This is a genomic window from Salinivibrio sp. HTSP (assembly GCF_003390965.1).
GTDB lineage: Bacteria > Pseudomonadota > Gammaproteobacteria > Enterobacterales > Vibrionaceae > Salinivibrio > Salinivibrio kushneri.
The window spans coordinates 1-15,631 of the sequence record NZ_PXUD01000016.1; the positions used below are offsets into that span (position 1 = coordinate 1).

Annotated in this window: 11 protein-coding genes; 5 read left to right on the forward strand and 6 right to left on the reverse strand. The window is 51.4% G+C overall.

What is annotated here, in order from left to right; translation table 11 throughout:
• Positions 1–271: 271 nt before the first annotated feature.
• The 3 genes from C7A19_RS03825 to rdgC all read right to left on the reverse strand — a co-directional run bounded on the left by C7A19_RS03825 (position 272) and on the right by rdgC (position 2,906).
• The gene (locus tag C7A19_RS03825) at positions 272–526 is read right to left on the reverse strand and encodes a YfhL family 4Fe-4S dicluster ferredoxin (RefSeq protein WP_102504733.1); all 255 of its coding nucleotides are present in this window, start codon (positions 524–526) and stop codon (positions 272–274) included.
• A 1-nt stretch (position 527) separates the two neighbouring features.
• Positions 528–1,874, reverse strand: coding sequence for a tRNA 5-hydroxyuridine modification protein YegQ (gene yegQ / locus C7A19_RS03830; RefSeq protein WP_116644216.1), 1,347 nt, complete (start codon positions 1,872–1,874; stop codon positions 528–530).
• 123 nt (positions 1,875–1,997) lie between these two features.
• Positions 1,998–2,906, reverse strand: a complete 909-nt coding sequence (gene rdgC / locus C7A19_RS03835; RefSeq protein WP_201264064.1) for a recombination-associated protein RdgC — start codon at positions 2,904–2,906, stop codon at positions 1,998–2,000.
• A 40-nt stretch (positions 2,907–2,946) separates the two neighbouring features.
• Between rdgC and C7A19_RS03840 the strand changes: the two genes are divergently transcribed.
• From C7A19_RS03840 to C7A19_RS03860, 5 genes are all read left to right on the forward strand, one after another.
• Entirely contained in the window at positions 2,947–4,302 is a 1,356-nt protein-coding gene (locus C7A19_RS03840; RefSeq protein ID WP_116644218.1) for an exonuclease SbcCD subunit D C-terminal domain-containing protein, read from the forward strand.
• Positions 4,303–4,305: 3 nt separating this feature from the next.
• Positions 4,306–8,073 (forward strand): AAA family ATPase, encoded by a 3,768-nt coding sequence (locus C7A19_RS03845; protein ID WP_116644219.1) that lies wholly within the window; start codon positions 4,306–4,308, stop codon positions 8,071–8,073.
• Between the two features lie 107 nt (positions 8,074–8,180).
• Positions 8,181–8,870 (forward strand): phosphate regulon transcriptional regulator PhoB, encoded by a 690-nt coding sequence (gene phoB / locus C7A19_RS03850; RefSeq protein WP_069363277.1) that lies wholly within the window; start codon positions 8,181–8,183, stop codon positions 8,868–8,870.
• A 38-nt stretch (positions 8,871–8,908) separates the two neighbouring features.
• On the forward strand, positions 8,909–10,204 hold the full coding sequence (gene phoR / locus C7A19_RS03855) for a phosphate regulon sensor histidine kinase PhoR (RefSeq protein ID WP_116644220.1): 1,296 nt from the start codon (positions 8,909–8,911) through the stop codon (positions 10,202–10,204).
• Positions 10,198–11,166 (forward strand): phosphate ABC transporter substrate-binding protein, encoded by a 969-nt coding sequence (locus tag C7A19_RS03860; protein WP_116644221.1) that lies wholly within the window; start codon positions 10,198–10,200, stop codon positions 11,164–11,166. The genes phoR and C7A19_RS03860 overlap by 7 nt, the downstream gene beginning before the upstream one ends.
• A 60-nt stretch (positions 11,167–11,226) precedes the next feature.
• Here C7A19_RS03860 and ppx read toward each other — a convergent pair whose 3' ends face one another.
• The 3 genes from ppx to C7A19_RS03875 are packed head-to-tail and all read right to left on the reverse strand — an operon-like array spanning position 11,227 to position 15,358.
• A complete protein-coding gene (gene ppx, locus C7A19_RS03865; RefSeq protein WP_116644222.1) occupies positions 11,227–12,738 on the reverse strand; it encodes an exopolyphosphatase in 1,512 nt (503 codons plus the stop codon).
• Positions 12,713–14,827 (reverse strand): polyphosphate kinase 1, encoded by a 2,115-nt coding sequence (ppk1, locus tag C7A19_RS03870; protein ID WP_116644223.1) that lies wholly within the window; start codon positions 14,825–14,827, stop codon positions 12,713–12,715. The genes ppx and ppk1 overlap by 26 nt, the downstream gene beginning before the upstream one ends.
• Before the next feature lie 21 nt (positions 14,828–14,848).
• A complete protein-coding gene (locus C7A19_RS03875; protein ID WP_116644224.1) occupies positions 14,849–15,358 on the reverse strand; it encodes an ACT domain-containing protein in 510 nt (169 codons plus the stop codon).
• Between the last annotated feature and the right edge of the window lie 273 nt (positions 15,359–15,631).

The window sequence follows — 15,631 nt, forward strand, 5'->3', positions numbered from 1 at the left end:
CGGGGGTCGCGGGTTCGAGTCCCGTCCACTCCGCCACTACTTAGAAACCCTAGCTGAAAAGCTGGGGTTTTTTGCGTTCAGGCTCGGAGTAAATAGCCTGCTTATGTTAAAAGCAGAACCCTAGGGTACCAATTGCGATATGTGTGAGCCTGAACGCAACCCCTTCATTTGAGACTGCCATGTATTACTGTTAAGCGCTTAGCGTTAGTTCACTGTTGTAGATTAGATTGATACAGACATAAAAAAAGCGCCTCGCGGCGCTTTTAGTGGTTTAGGCCATCCCTTGGATGACCACAAATTTTTCTAGGAGCTGATCCTCAGTCTCGACATTATCGGGATCGGTGATAATGCATTTGGAGATCGGGCAGACCGACTGGCACGTTGGTTTTTCGTAATGGCCTTTACACTCGGTGCATAAATCTGGCTCGATCTCAAAGATCTCGGCACCCATAGAGATAGCCCCGTTGGGACACTCGGGCTCACACATATCGCAGTTTATGCATTTATCAGTGATGAGTAATGCCATATCACTTACCCGATGGGTTACGTGTATCTCGTCCTGATTGTAGGTTACGCATCAGTAGCGCGTACTCTAGATCCATATCTTCTGGCACAGGAATAAACACGAAATGACCGCTGCCTTTGGCATCTGTGATGGTTTCTGACTTGCGGTTTTCCATTGCTTCTAATGTGAAATGGACATTGCCTCGCGGTGTCATTAGCTCAAGGCTGTCACCGAGCATAAATTTGTTTTTCACTTCCACTTCAGCCAGATCGCCACGGCGCTTGCCAGTAAACTCGCCGACAAATTGCTGTTGGTCAGAAACCGAATAGCCATAGTCATAGTTTTGGTAGCTATCGTGGGTGTGTCGACGTAAAAAGCCTTCGGTGTAGCCCCGGTGTGCAAGGTTCTCGAGGGTGTTCATCAGGCTCTCATCGAATGGTTTACCGGCCACGGCATCATCAATTGCTTGGCGATACACCTGTGCGGTGCGTGCGCAGTAATAGAAAGACTTAGTGCGGCCTTCGATCTTTAGCGAGTGTACGCCCATTTGGGTCAAGCGCTCAACGTGCTGAATGGCGCGTAAGTCTTTTGAGTTCATGATGTAGGTGCCGTGCTCATCTTCATAAGCGGCCATCAACTCACCCGGACGTCCGCCCTCTTCGAGCAATACCACATCATCAACCGGCTCGCCTTTACCCAGGGTTGGGGTCACTTCTTGAACTTGTACGACTTGGCCTGCGTCGTCTTCTTTGCCTTTATGAACTTTGTAGTCCCAACGGCAGGCATTGGTGCAGGTACCTTGGTTTGGATCGCGCTTATTAATATAGCCTGACAGCAAACAACGACCAGAATACGCCATGCATAGCGCGCCGTGAACAAACACTTCAAGCTCCATATCGGGGCAATGCTGGCGGATGTCTTCGATCTCTTCCAGTGATAGCTCACGCGATAAGATCACACGCTCAATCCCTTGCTGCTGCCAAAATTTGACGGTCGCCCAGTTAATCGCGTTGGCTTGCACGGAAAGATGGATTGCCATATCAGGGAAGTGCTCACGCACCATCATAATCAAGCCAGGATCGGACATGATCAGCGCATCAGGGCCCATATCGATAATCGGCTTAAGATCGCGAATAAAGGTTTTTAGCTTGGCGTTGTGCGGCTGAATATTACAAACCACGTAGAACTTCTTACCCTGCGCATGGGCTTCGTCAATGCCTATTTTCAGGTTGTCGTGGTTAAATTCATTGTTGCGCACACGCAGGCTATAGCGTGGCTGGCCGGCATACACGGCGTCGGCCCCATAGGCGAACGCGTAGCGCATATTCTTTAGGCTACCGGCGGGAGAGAGTAATTCTGGCGTAAACATAATTCCAAGCTTGAGTCTGAGTGTAAGTCAGGCACCTTCACGTTGAAGGTGAGTGTGGGCGCCATTTTACTGTGACATTACCCACACTACCAGCCGAATTTACCTAATCTTTGTAGGGATTAGTTAGTCGGTTTTTAAACCGCCTAAAGCAGTGAATAAGCCTTCTAATAGAGTATCGAGCTCGCCGCACATCAGCGATAAGTCAGCATCAAGGCGGGCGGCAACATCTTCTCGGTCGATGTCCGCGTTTTGATCGCGGATCTCTTCAGAAAATTTCAGGCGTTTCAGGCTCAAATCATCGCCCAATACAAAGTCAATTTGCTCTTGCCAGTCCATAGATAACTTGGTGACTTGTTTGTCTGCCTCCAAGTGCGCCTGAATTTCGTCACTGGTGAGATCTTGCTGTTTGCATTTTATCACCCCACCTTCTTCCAGCAGCGCTTTCAGTTCTGCCTCATCACCGAGGTGAAAGCCTTGCGGCGCTTGGCCTTGCTTGACCCATTCTGTCATCGCGTGCTCTGCTGGGATCTCGGTTTCAACCGGCACGACAGGTAAGCTGCCGATAGATTTTCGTAATAGCGCGAGCAACTCTTCGCCTTTTTTGATGCTAGCTGCATCAACTAATACCAGGCCTTTATCGGCCATGATCAAGGCACACATCTGGCTTTGGCGCGTGAAGGCACGTGGCAAGAGCTCCATGACCACATCGTCTTTTAGGCTGTCTTTCTCGCGCTTTTTCAGGCGTTGCCCTTGGGCTTGCTCCATGGCGTCGACTTTCTCTTCCAAGGCGTCTTTGATTACCGAGGCGGGGAGCAACTTTTCTTCTTTGCGAGCGCGGATCAGGATATTGTTACCGCTGACATGCGTAAGCATATCGCCGTGCTTACCCAGCGCATTGTCCCAACCAAATTTTTGCATGTCCTGGCTGCCACAAGGGGTAAAGTCGAACTCCTTGAGCTGGCTTTCCAATTGGGTTGGATCGAGAGGAATATCACGGGTAAGACGATAGACGAGTAAATTCTTAAACCAAATCATGGCGAGGCTTTATCCATCCTGTTGTGAGAAAGGCAACATGGTATTGCATTCACTCTCGAATGTCGCTGCAATTAGCGTAGAATTTAACCCTGCTCGCGACTTCAGCGAGACAAACTTGCCCAACTTCCTCAACGAATGGATTACCTCAGTTGTGTTAAAAATCATTCATACCTCCGATTGGCACCTTGGTCATCAGCTGCATGGTTATGATCGCCAATATGAACATCAAGCTTTTCTCGATTGGCTTAAGCAATGTCTCATTGATGAGCAAGCCGATGCCTTATTGGTGGCGGGAGATGTGTTTGACAGTGCTAACCCACCCGCCAGTGCTTGGCGGATGCTGTATCGATTTTTAGCTGACATTGCCAAAGCACTGCCACACTTAAATGTAGTGATCACTGGCGGGAATCATGACTCACCTAGCAAACTCGACGCCCCACACGAGCTACTCAAAGCCTTTGATTTACACTTAATTGGCGCCATCGCGAGAGATGGCGATGGCGATTTAGATACGGAACGTATGCGAGTGCCAATTACCGATAAGTCAGGCGAGGTCGCGGCTTGGGTATTGGCAGTGCCTTTTTTGCGAAGTGGTGATTTACGTACAGAAGGGCTTGATGAAAAGGGCGATCGGCTTATTGAGGGAGTGCGAGCTATTTATCAGCAAACGGAGCAAGCGGGGCGTGAAAAGGCGCGCGCTGATCAGGCATTGATAGCAATGGGCCATGTGTATATGGCCAGTGGCGAGTTATCAGAGATGTCAGAGCGACGCATTCTGGGGGGGAATCAGCATGCGCTGCCGGCAGATATTTTCAGTGAGGATATTGCTTATGTCGCACTCGGGCATTTGCACTTAGCCCAGCAAGTGGCGAAACAATCCCGGATCCGTTACTGCGGCTCGCCGATTCCGCTATCGTTATCAGAGCGCCACTATCGGCACCAAGTATTAGCCGTGACGCTTGAAGACAACCAGCTACAAAGTGTGGTGCCACATTATGTGCCGCGTGCGGTTGATTTATGGCGAGTGCCGGAACAGCCCGCACCGCTGGAGACGGTACTCGACGCCTTGGCGGGGCTCACGCTTGAGCCTTTACCGCTGTCGCAGCAGCCTTTGCTTGATGTCCCTGTTTTATTGGATAAACCCCAGCCGATGTTAAGAGAAAAGATCTTAGCCGCGCTAGAGAATAAACCCGTACGGCTTGCCAAAATTACCCCTCATTATCGAGAACAACCACAAACAAGTGGCTTTCGGCAACAACGGTTATCTGAGGTTGAGCCTTATCAGGTACTGCGTCATGGCTGGCAGCAAAAGTATCAAGGTGAACCTGATACGGCGTTATCAGCAACGTTTTCTCAGTTATTGGAGCAACTGGAACAGGACGAGGATCAATAAACGATGAAAATCCTGGCATTACGTGGCGAGAATTTGGCCAGCATTCAACATCCGTTTGCATTGGACTTTTCACAAGGACCACTGGGTGACAGTGGCTTATTTGCGATCACAGGCAAAACGGGCGCGGGAAAGTCGACGCTTTTGGATGCGATTTGCTTGGCGCTTTACGACAAGATCCCGCGCTTTCAGTCCAATAAAAAGCATGATGCGGATATTGGTTTGGGCGATCCGGCAACCCGCGTTAAAGCCAATGATGTGCGTAGTATCTTATCGCGTGGTAAAGGCGAGGGGTACGCAGAGGTTGATTTTGTCGCCTATGACGGCAGCCGTTGGCGCGCACACTGGTCGGTGCGCCGGGCGCGGGGCAAGGCGGATGGCCGCATACAGGCGAGCGAGCATTGGTTGGAGAACCTCGCCACAGGCCAACGTATTGCCGGTAAAAAACAGGAAGTACTCAGTGAAATAGAGCGTCTCGTTGGTCTCAGTTATGAACAGTTCCGCCGTGCGGTGATGTTGCCGCAAGGGGATTTTGCCGCATTCTTAAAAGCGTCTGCCGATGATAGAGCGGCCTTGCTTGAACGGATGACAGGCACTGAGATATATAGCCGACTGTCGCAAATGGCACACGAGCGGGCCCGCGATGAAAAGCAAGCACTGGATCAACTGACCCAACAGTTGGGCGATATTCAGTTACTCACGGATGATGAAGAACAGCAACTGCACCAAGAGCAGGCGCAATGCCAGCAGCACATTCACGATTTACAAACTCAGCTGAGAAAACTCAACGACTACCGCCAACAACACACGCACCTTGCCCAAGCGCAGCAGGGTGTCGAGACGGCTCAGCAGGCGCTCGATGAAGCGAGTGAAGCGCGAGAAGGCATTGCCGCGCGGCGAGAGGCGTTGGATGAGATAGAGCGAGTGCAAGTGGCGCGCGACGACTGGCAAGCGGTGCAAACCAGCCAGTGGCAACGCCAAGCGCTCACACTCGAAAGCCATCAACTCGCACGCGAAGAGCGCGAGATTGCGCACGCGTATGAACAAGAAGCCGAACGCTGGCGCGCCGCCAACCGAGCATTGGCTGAGGCCGAGCAATATTGGGCCGATATTGAGCCTAAAGTGCGTGAGGCGCAGCAAATCGATACGCAGTTGTCCGGCATTGAGCGGCAAATGCACGATCAAAACGTGGCGTTGAATGAGCAGCAGCAGAAGTATCGTCATGCTCACCAGTCACTCGTCCATGCGCGCGAACAAGCCGAGCAACAGCAACGTCGCGAGACGGCGTTAGAGCAAGAAATCGCGCAATACGGCGACTTCTCGCATGTGGCGGAGCACTATCAGCCGGTGTTCGATAACCTGCGCCAGTACCTCGATTGCCAAGACACTCTCTCGGCGCTGCAAGAAGAGTATCAAGCCCGTTATCATCAGCAGCAACATTGGCAGCCGCAACGTGACAAGTTAGACAAAGACATTGCCCAAGTGGATGACAGTAGTGCGCAGCTGAAAGCCAAGCGACAAGCGCTGGATCCTGAGGCGCTGCAGGCAAATCAAGACGCAGATCAGGCGCGGTATAGCAAATTGCACACGCAAAAGCAGCAGCAAGACGCGGTGCTCAATGAGGGGAAAAACTGGCAGTATTGGCAAGAGCGCTGTCAGCATAATCAAGCGGAGCTAGAAAAACACCAAGCATTGTTTGCGGACAGCCAAGCCCATTTAGCCCAATTGAAAGACACACTAACCCGTGAGCAGGCTCAGGTGGAGGAGGCTCAAAACAGCCTTCAACAAGCGATGGCGGTGGTCGAGCTTGATGATCTTCGCCAAACCTTACACGAAGGGGATCCTTGTCCGCTCTGTGGGGCCACCGAACATCCTTATCTGCACCATGCCCCCGCGATTGAAGGCATGATCGCCCAGCAGCAGGCGCGTGTAGACGCCTTGCAAGCCTCGTATAACCAGCACAATGCCGAATACTATTATTGGCAGAAACAGCACCAGCAAAGCCAGCACGCGTGCGCCGAGCTGAGAGAACAGGGAGCTGTTTGGCAGGCTGAGCGACAGCAATGCGAACGCGAGGTGTATGCCGCGATCGCTGAGCTGGATGAAGCCATCGACTTATCACGTCCACTCAGTGACATCCTCGGCGAGATTGACGCACAGGCGCAACAAACCTATGCCGAGTATCAAATCTGTTATCAAGCGATGACGGAGCGCCAACAACAGCTTGCGCACGTGCAACAAATGGATACGGCCATCGCGGAACTCCAACATGCACGTGAGCAGCGAGTGGCACGACGTCATCAACTTGATCAGTCACTGACTGAGTGTGAGACACGACTCAAAGCGATTGATGAGCAATGGCAACAGCAACACGCGCAACTCACGCGCGTCAGCCAATCGTTGGATCAGCAGTTAGGTGCTGGGCAATGGCTGGCGAGCCTGCAACAGGTGGGGGCGGCGCATTATATCCGCCAGATGGAGCAAAAAATTCAGGCCTACCAGGCACTGCAAGATGAAAAAGCGGCGCTTGCTGAGCACAAACAACAAAGAGAGACTGAACTGGCCACGCTCTCGCAGCAGTGTCAGAGCTTGTCGGAAGATATTCAAGCACGGCAAGCGCAATTGGTTGTGTTGGCGCAAGAGCATCAACAACAAAGTGTCGCGCGCCAAGCACTGATCCCGCAATCAGATTTAGAGGCGTTGGAGCGAGAATATAAAGCCGCCATCGACGGGCAACGGGCGCAACGTAACCACGCTGAGCAGGCGTATACGCAGGCCAGTGAAAAGCGCGCGGGCGTACAGGCGCGCCAGCAAACTCTCGATACCCAGCAGCGTGAGGCGGACCAGCGCTACCGCGCAAGTGTTAGACGTTGGATCCAATGGCAGCCGGAGCTTGGTGTTCATCAGTATGATTTAATTACCGCACTTTCTTACAGTGAGGCATGGCGAGCTAATGAGCGACAGGCTATCAGCGACGTTGAGGCGCGTTATCAAGAAGCAAAAACACGCCTTGATGAGCGTCAGCAACAGCTTAGTCATTGTCAGCAGGCCATCGCTGATGCAAGTGCTTGGCTAGCGATGCAGCAACTCGCGGAGGATGAGGCATCACTTAGCGCGCAGCAAGCGAGTTGGCAACAAGCACTTGAAGAAAACGAGCAGCGGCTCTTCACCCTCCGCCATCAATTGACGGAGTCGGAAAAAGCCAAACAGCAAGCCGGCTCGCTGACCGAAAAAATCGAGGGACAGCGGCAGCAAACCGAGCAATGGTTGAAATTGGCCGACCTGATAGGCTCTGCCAGTGGCGCTAAATTCCGTAATCTTGCGCAGTCGTTAACCTTGTCCCAGCTGGTCGAGATTGCCAATGAGCACTTGGCGTCATTGTCACCACGTTATGCATTGCAAACGGTACCGGATAGCTTGCTGGCGCTACAAGTGGTCGATCATGATATGGGTGATGAGGTGCGCAGTGTCGAATCACTGTCTGGCGGAGAGAGCTTTTTAGTCTCGCTCTCGCTGGCGCTAGCACTGGCCTCTTTAGCGGCAGATACCCGCCAGCTTGGCTCATTGTTTATTGATGAGGGCTTCGGCACCCTAGATCCTGACAGCTTAGAAATGGCGCTCGCCTGCTTGGACACTCTGCAAGCGGATGGCCGACAAATTGGGGTGATTTCGCATGTGAATACGCTGGTTGAACGGATTGGTGCGCAAGTGCGCGTAGATAGCCAAGGTGGTGGCGCAAGCAAAGTCATGGTGACAGAGCAAGGTGTTGGCTAGGTCACAGCCTGTCGACACAAGGGGAAAATAGCTCGCGCTGGGTCACAAAAATGTCATAATAAATCCACATAATGGCGCCAGTTCAATGATAACACTAGGTAATTATCATGGTTAGACGGATTCTCGTTGTTGAAGACGAAGCCCCCATTCGCGAGATGCTTTGTTTTGTGCTTGAACAAAAAGGTTATCAAACGGTTGAGGCAGAAGACTACGATTCGGCACTGGCGCAAATTTGCGAGCCTTACCCAGAAATGATCCTGATGGATTGGATGTTACCTGGTGGATCGGGGCTCAATCTTATTAAGCACTTAAAGCGGGAAGAGTTGACCCGACAGATTCCTGTGGTGATGCTGACCGCACGGGGCGAGGAAGAAGACAAAGTGCGAGGCCTTGAAGTAGGCGCAGATGACTACATCACCAAACCTTTCTCGCCGAAAGAGCTGGTGGCGCGATTAAAAGCGGTGATGCGCCGTGTATCGCCGACAACCTTGGATGATGTTATTGAAGTACAAGGGTTGAAACTTGACCCTGTCTCGCACCGAGTGACCGCCAATGATGAGCCGCTAGACATGGGGCCGACCGAGTTTAAGCTGTTGCACTTTTTCATGACCCATCAAGAGCGTGTGTATAGCCGCGAGCAGCTACTCAATAACGTGTGGGGCACCAATGTCTATGTTGAAGATAGAACGGTCGATGTGCATATTCGTCGTTTGCGCAAAGTGCTAGAAGCCGGTGGGCACGCTAAATTGGTACAAACGGTACGCGGCGCTGGATACCGCTTTTCAACACGTAGTTAAATCCGGCCTACATCAGGTGTAGGCTGCATGGAGACGCAATGGTCGAACGACTGTCTTGGAAGAAGCTAGCCTGGGAGCTGGCTTTTTTTTATTTACCTTGGTTTATTATAGGCTGGCTGTTTGGTGGCCTACCTTGGCTATTGCTTGGCGCTACCGTTGCCATGCTGCTTTGGCACCTGCATCAGCAGATCAAGCTGTCCGATTGGCTTTGGAAAGACAAAAGCCTGATGCCACCCTCTGGCACCGGCTCCTGGGAGCCTTTGTTTAATGGGATTTATCGCTTACAAAAGCGTAATCGTCGTCGCCGTAAGGAGCTGGCGAATCTGATTCGTCGCTTTCGCAACGGGGCAGAATCTTTACCGGATGCGGTGGTGGTGTTTGAGCGTGACGGTGCCATTGTCTGGTGTAACAAATTAGCCCAAGAGCTGCTTGGCTTGCGTATGCCTGATGATAATGGTCAGCATATCAGTAACCTTATCCGCGCCCCTGAATTCGTCAGCTATATAGCTGATGCCAACTACGATGTGCCCCTTGAGATGCGCTCTCACCTTAATAGCGCGCGCACACTTGAGTTCCGGACCATGCCCTATGCGGAAGGCGAATATTTGATGGTGGTGCGTGATATCACTCAGTTGAAGCAACTGGAAGGGATGCGCCGCAACTTTTTCGCCAATGTTTCACATGAGCTACGCACGCCGATGACGGTGTTACGTGGCTACTTAGAAATGACGGAAGATCCAGAGATGGTCGTCGGTCCCATGTGGCCCAAAGCACATGGGGTGATGACCGAGCAATTGTCCCGGATGGAGTCACTGGTAGAACAGCTTTTGACCCTGTCTAAAATTGAAGCGGCGGCCAAGCCTGAGCTGGATCATCTTGTCGATGTGCCTGCCATGCTTGATGTGCTACAAAAAGAAGCTCAAGCCTTAAGTGGTGATAGTGAGCATGTACTCACGTTTGAAGTCGATACCAGCCTTAAAGTAAAAGGCAATGACGACCAATTACGCAGTGCGATTTCCAACCTAGTTTATAACGCAGTAAAGCATACTCCGCCCAAAGCTGGGATCACTGTGCGTTGGTATCGCGCAAGCAAAGGCCCACGCTTGGAAGTACAGGACAGTGGCGAGGGTATCGCGCCGCAACACCTGGATCGGTTAACCGAGCGTTTTTATCGGGTAGATAAAGCCCGCTCCCGTGAAACGGGTGGCAGTGGCTTAGGACTGGCGATTGTAAAACATGCGCTCAGTCATCACGATGCGGAATTAGATATTCAAAGTGAACTCGGGGTGGGGAGCACGTTCTCCTTTACCTTACCGGAGCGATTAGCATGTTAAAGCGGTTTTTGGCCACAGCCTGCCTGCTATTGAGTGTGGCGAGCCTTAGTCATGCTGATACCCTGCCTGATTATCAACGTAGCAGTGGTATATCCGGTAACTTGAGCTCAGTAGGATCAGATACCTTAGCCAATATGATGGCCGCTTGGACGGAAGGGTTCAAACGGTTGCATCCCGGAGTGAATATACAGCTACAAACGCCAGGCTCTGCCTCCGCCGCCCCCGCGCTGGTGGAAGGGACAGCCCAACTTGGCCCCATGAGTCGTCCGATGCGGGTCAGTGAAGAAAATGCGTTTCAAGCACGTTTTGGCTATCCTCCTACCGCGGTCCCCGTTGCGGTGGATGCGATGGCCGTCTATGTCCACCAAGATAACCCTTTACGCGCCATCAGCTTTCAACAGCTGGATGCGGTATTTTCTCGCACGCTTTGGTGTGGGGCGAGTCAGCCGGTGGCAACCTGGGGGCAATTAGGCTTATCAGGCCGTTGGGCCAACCGAGATTTACAATTATTCGGCCGCAACTCGGTATCCGGTACCTATGGTTATTTTAAGCAAGCCGCGTTGTGCCGTGGGGATTTCCGTGCCGATGTGAATGAGCAGCCTGGCTCGGCGTCAGTGGTGCAGTCGGTGGCCTCTTCGCTGAATGCTATCGGGTATGCAGGAATTGGTCATCAGGCCTCTGGCGCGCGCATGTTGGCGATTTCACACCAGGGAAAAGCGGCGATAAAGCCCACCCCTTCAGCGATTCGAACGGGTGAGTACCCCCTTACCCGTTATTTATATTTGTACATCAATAAAGCCCCCAATCAGCCGCTGGCGCCCCTTGAATCGGCATTTATGCGTTATATTTTGTCGGCGCAAGGGCAGAAGGCGGTGAGCCAGCAAGGCTATATTCCCTTGCCGGCTCAAGCGGTGCGCGCGCAAAGACGAGCACTAGGGCTGGATGCATCGCTAAAAGACTAGCTGCGAGATAATCGGCTTGTGAGGGACTCGGCGTTGCGCAAGCGAACGCTTGGCGTGCGCTTAGTCACTAAAAGTCAGCGTCCAGTTTACGGATTGCCAGTATTGCTTTTCGGCCTCCAAATCCGCCGCGAGCAAGCGGTTGTCTTGCAACCATCCTGTCGGAAAGGTGAGCTGCCATGCCCCTTTTTTGTCGACACTGAGAGCAATCTCTGGCAAGGCCTCGTCGTTACGCTGTGAATGCAACACACAGGCTAACCGTAGTGCGCAAATCAGCGTCTCGATGAGCTTAGGTTTAAACAAGGTAAACTTAGGCATCTCGTTGAGCTTTAGTGCCTTACGATGGAAGCGCGCGAGGGTGGCAAGCACGGTTTGCTGCTCTTGGTTAAACCCAGGTAAGTTGGTATTCCGCAAAATATACGCAGAATGCTTGTGGTAGCCAGGATAACCAATGCTTAACCCCACTTCGTGCAGCAGCGCAGCCCAATTCAAAAGCCCGGCGAGCTCTGCTTTTTTGCTGCCCTTAACCGGCTCGGCTTGCGCATAAAAATACGCCGCTGTATGTTGCACGCGACGGGCGTGGCTCAGGTCGATGTTGTAGCGTGCTGCCATATCATCCGTCGTGCGACCACGGATATCGGTACGCTGAAAGCGGTCTTCCATTTCATAGAGCAAGCCTTCACGTAATGCACCATCAGAGAAGCGCATCGATTCGATGGCAAGCGCATCAAATATCCCAGAAAGAATCGCGACGCCGGCGGCGAAAACCGGTTGGCGGTCAGCCGATAAGCCGGGCAAGTCGATACTGTCGCTGTTTTTAAATTTCAGCAGCTTTTCGATCAGGTTATCTAACCGCTTACGGGTGATAATCCCATCTTCATCACCGAGACCGATAATCACTTCACGAATCGCTTTGATGGTGCCTGACGCACCGAGCGCCACTTGCCAGCTGGCTTGGCGGTATTGAGACGCTAAGCTTTCTAGCTTTTGTTGGGTAGCCAGCTGTGCGGCGGCAAATTGCTTAGGCGTAATGTTGCCTTTGGGGAAAAAGCGCTCGTTATAACTGACACAGCCAACCCGTTTACTGTTAACCAATGCGGGCTCAAAGTTATCCCCGATCACTAATTCTGTACTGCCGCCCCCAATATCAATCACTAATTTTCGGCCAACGTTTTGCTGCGTGTGGGAGACGCCCATATAAATAAGACGCGCCTCTTCCTCCCCAGAAATGATTTCAATCGGGTAGGGTAAAACCTGTCTCGCCCGTTCGATGAAGGTGTCGACATTGCGCGCTTGGCGCAAGGTGTGGGTCGCGGCGATACGGACATTTTCCATGTCGAGGCCGTTCAACCGCTCAGCAAACATGGCTAAGCACTCGACACCACGGCGGTTCGCCTCATCACTGAGGCGATGTTGATCATCCAGCCCGGCGGCCAGTCGCACACGTTGTTTATGACGACTCACTATCTGCAGTCCTTCGCCAACGACGCGCGCGACGACCATGTGAAAACTGTTAGATCCGAGATCAACCGCTGCGATTTCGCGAGGCTTATTTTTTGACTGGGGGTGTGTCATGTTGCAACTTTTCCGCGTTTTTGAGTTCTTGGCGCTCCACGTGTTTAAGGTAATCATAGATCTCGGTTTGCGAGCGGATCTTCTTTTTGTTACCGCGTTTTACGTAGGCGTTAGACATGGCTTTATCGATAACGCGGGCTTTCGCGCGATCGGAAAATTGAATTTCTAAGACCGCCATGATGCGATCTTTCAGTCTGGGATCGCGAATGGGTGCCCCAACCTCAATGCGGTTATCGATGTTGCGGGTCATCCAATCGGCAGACGAAATATACATATCACGTTCGCCGCCGTTTTCAAAGGCAAACACGCGGGGGTGCTCTAAGAAGCGGTCGACGATACTGATCGCTTTGATATTTTGACTGACTCCTTTAACCCCAGGCACCAGCGAGCACATGCCGCGCACAATAATGCGGATTTTCACCCCTTCATTGCTCGCTTTGTAAAGCAGGTTCACCAAGCCTTTGTCGACCAGGTTGTTGACCTTGAGGGTAATACCAGCCTTACGCTTGGCCTGTGCATGTTCAATTTCACGTTCAATCAATTTATACATACGCCGCCGCGAGTTACGTGGCGAGACAATTAAGTGATTGAACTTAACAGGACGGTAGGGATTTTCAATAAAATCAAAGACTTTACGAATTTCTGAAGTCAGCTGTTGATCCGCGGTAAATAAGGCAAAATCGGTATAAATACGCGCTGTTTTCTCATGAAAGTTGCCTGTGCCAATGTGACCATAATCGCGTAGCACCCCGTCTTCACGACGAGAAATCAAACACAGTTTCGAGTGAATTTTGAGCCCAGGGGTGCCAAACACTACTTTTACACCAGCATCCGTGAGCACCCGTGACCACTCGATGTTAGCCTCTTCGTCAAAGCGCGCCTGGAGTTCAACGACCACGGTGACACGCTTGCCATTGTTAGCGGCATCAATCATTGAGTTAATGATGCGGGAGTTTTTCGCTACGCGGTACACATTGATACGAATACTGCGCACCTTAGGGTCAAAGGAGGCCTGGCGCACCAGCTCGGTCATATGCCGGAAGGTATGGTAGGGATAATAAAGGAGAATATCGCGTTGGCGAACGGCCTCAAATGCGTTGTTTTGTAGTTGAAAATCTGCTGACTCGAATGGGGGCAGAGGCGGGTTTTCCAGGTATTTACGCCCCACATTCGGAAAGCCAATAAAATCGCGAAAGTTGTGATAACGCGCACCCGGTAAGACACTGTCGTAGTCGGAGATTTTTAATACCTGAATCAACTTGCTCACCATTTCTGGCGGCATATCGCGTTGATAAACAAACCGAACGGGCAGGGCGGTTAAACGCTGATCCAAGCTTTCTGACATATTCTCAAGCAGGCTGTGCTCCACTTCATTGGTCAGATCGTATTCTGCGTCACGGGTCATTTTCATCGCGTACGCTTCGACCGTGTCATAGTCGAAAAAGCCACTAAAAATTTGGTCTAAACACAAACGAATGATGTTATCGAGTAAAATGATGGTTTTACGCTGCCGTTTTCCTTTTGGCTCAGGGACTTTAACAAAGCGTTCTAGCTCATCAGTGGGGATCTCTATCAGCGCATACTTGGGCTCTTCCCCTTCTTTTTTCAGCTGAACGGCGAGGTAAGAATAGGCGTCTTTCAAAAAGCTTAAAACATCGACGTCTTTGTTAAGCATGATTGGCGTGATGTAAGGCAAAATATTGCTTCTAAAATAACGCCTTAGCCACTGGGCTTGATGATCAGAGAGTTGACGTTCGTTGACTAAAAAAATGTGGCGGCGGGCCATTTCTAGCAAGATATCATTGTAAAGATGATCAAAGTCTTGGTTCAGTTTGACGACTTTCGCTTGAATCTTGCTCAACAACTCTTTGGCATGACTTTCTACTCCCCGCTCTTCATCAATGATGATGCGCCGTTTCACGTCGGCAAACCGTACTTGATAAAATTCGTCAAGGTTGGATGAAAAAATGCCTAAAAACCGGACTCGCTCAATAATCGGGACGCTTTTGTCTGCTGCTTCTTGCAAGACACGTTCATTAAAAGAAAGCCAGCTAAGTTCTTTGTCGACATGATAAGAGTCTAAAGTCATAACGCGTAAGAAAATCCTGTTCTACTGAATAAAATTGCTGTCAAAATCGACAATCAAGTCGTCTGACAGCGTTTCAAGGGCTTCATGCAATACGTTAATGTCCGCCGTTGGTGGGACAGTTAAATAAAAATCTGCGGTGAAAATTTGCCCGCCCGTATTGGCGGCACTTTGCGTTTGGGTGTTGAGTTTGTTGATGGTGACGCCATGAGCCGCGAGCAGTTGGCTGAGCGTTTGAACGATGCCACGCCTGTCGTTGCCTGTCACCGACAAGGTATGGGTGATCGGAGACGGCGAAGCGGGTGTCGCATCGGCGACCAGCAGCTGCAAGCCATCGAGCGCGCGTAACGAATGAACCAAGGCATCAGCGTACGTGTCTGATACCGAAATGTGAATGATACCGGCAAATTGCCCTGCTAGCTGACTGAGCCGACTGGCTTGCCAGTTGCCATGATGGCTGAACACTGTGTGTGATATCTGATCAACTAGGCCTGCGCGATCTGGGCCGACTAAGGTGATAACAAAGTGCTTCATGCGTGATCCTTACGGCGATTGTTCAGACAATTATTGAGGTCAGTCAAGGTGTTGTCTATGCTGCGAGAGGCTAAACTCACGAAAGTGTGCCCAATATCAACTTGGGCAAGCCTAAAGCCCGTTTGTTGCATATTTATTGCGTGGCAACCAAGTCACTAGGCGTGAATGACCGCGCGCGATACACTAAAGGAAAGCGCCGCAACGCGTTGATCCTTACGGGCTATGACAGGATACCGCTGTCACAAAATTGTCATTGTAATGACATACAATGCA

Bases quoted from the DNA above. Each gene is read 5' to 3' on its own strand.
- C7A19_RS03875 (WP_116644224.1), bottom strand. From the start codon at position 15,358: ATGAAGCACTTTGTTATCACCTTAGTCGGCCCAGATCGCGCAGGCCTA.
- C7A19_RS03845 (WP_116644219.1), top strand. From the start codon at position 4,306: ATGAAAATCCTGGCATTACGTGGCGAGAATTTGGCCAGCATTCAACAT.
- yegQ (WP_116644216.1), bottom strand. From the start codon at position 1,874: ATGTTTACGCCAGAATTACTCTCTCCCGCCGGTAGCCTAAAGAATATG.
- C7A19_RS03840 (WP_116644218.1), top strand. From the start codon at position 2,947: ATGGTATTGCATTCACTCTCGAATGTCGCTGCAATTAGCGTAGAATTT.
- C7A19_RS03860 (WP_116644221.1), top strand. From the start codon at position 10,198: ATGTTAAAGCGGTTTTTGGCCACAGCCTGCCTGCTATTGAGTGTGGCG.
- ppx (WP_116644222.1), bottom strand. From the start codon at position 12,738: ATGACACACCCCCAGTCAAAAAATAAGCCTCGCGAAATCGCAGCGGTT.
- phoR (WP_116644220.1), top strand. From the start codon at position 8,909: ATGGTCGAACGACTGTCTTGGAAGAAGCTAGCCTGGGAGCTGGCTTTT.
- ppk1 (WP_116644223.1), bottom strand. From the start codon at position 14,827: ATGACTTTAGACTCTTATCATGTCGACAAAGAACTTAGCTGGCTTTCT.
- phoB (WP_069363277.1), top strand. From the start codon at position 8,181: ATGGTTAGACGGATTCTCGTTGTTGAAGACGAAGCCCCCATTCGCGAG.
- C7A19_RS03825 (WP_102504733.1), bottom strand. From the start codon at position 526: ATGGCATTACTCATCACTGATAAATGCATAAACTGCGATATGTGTGAG.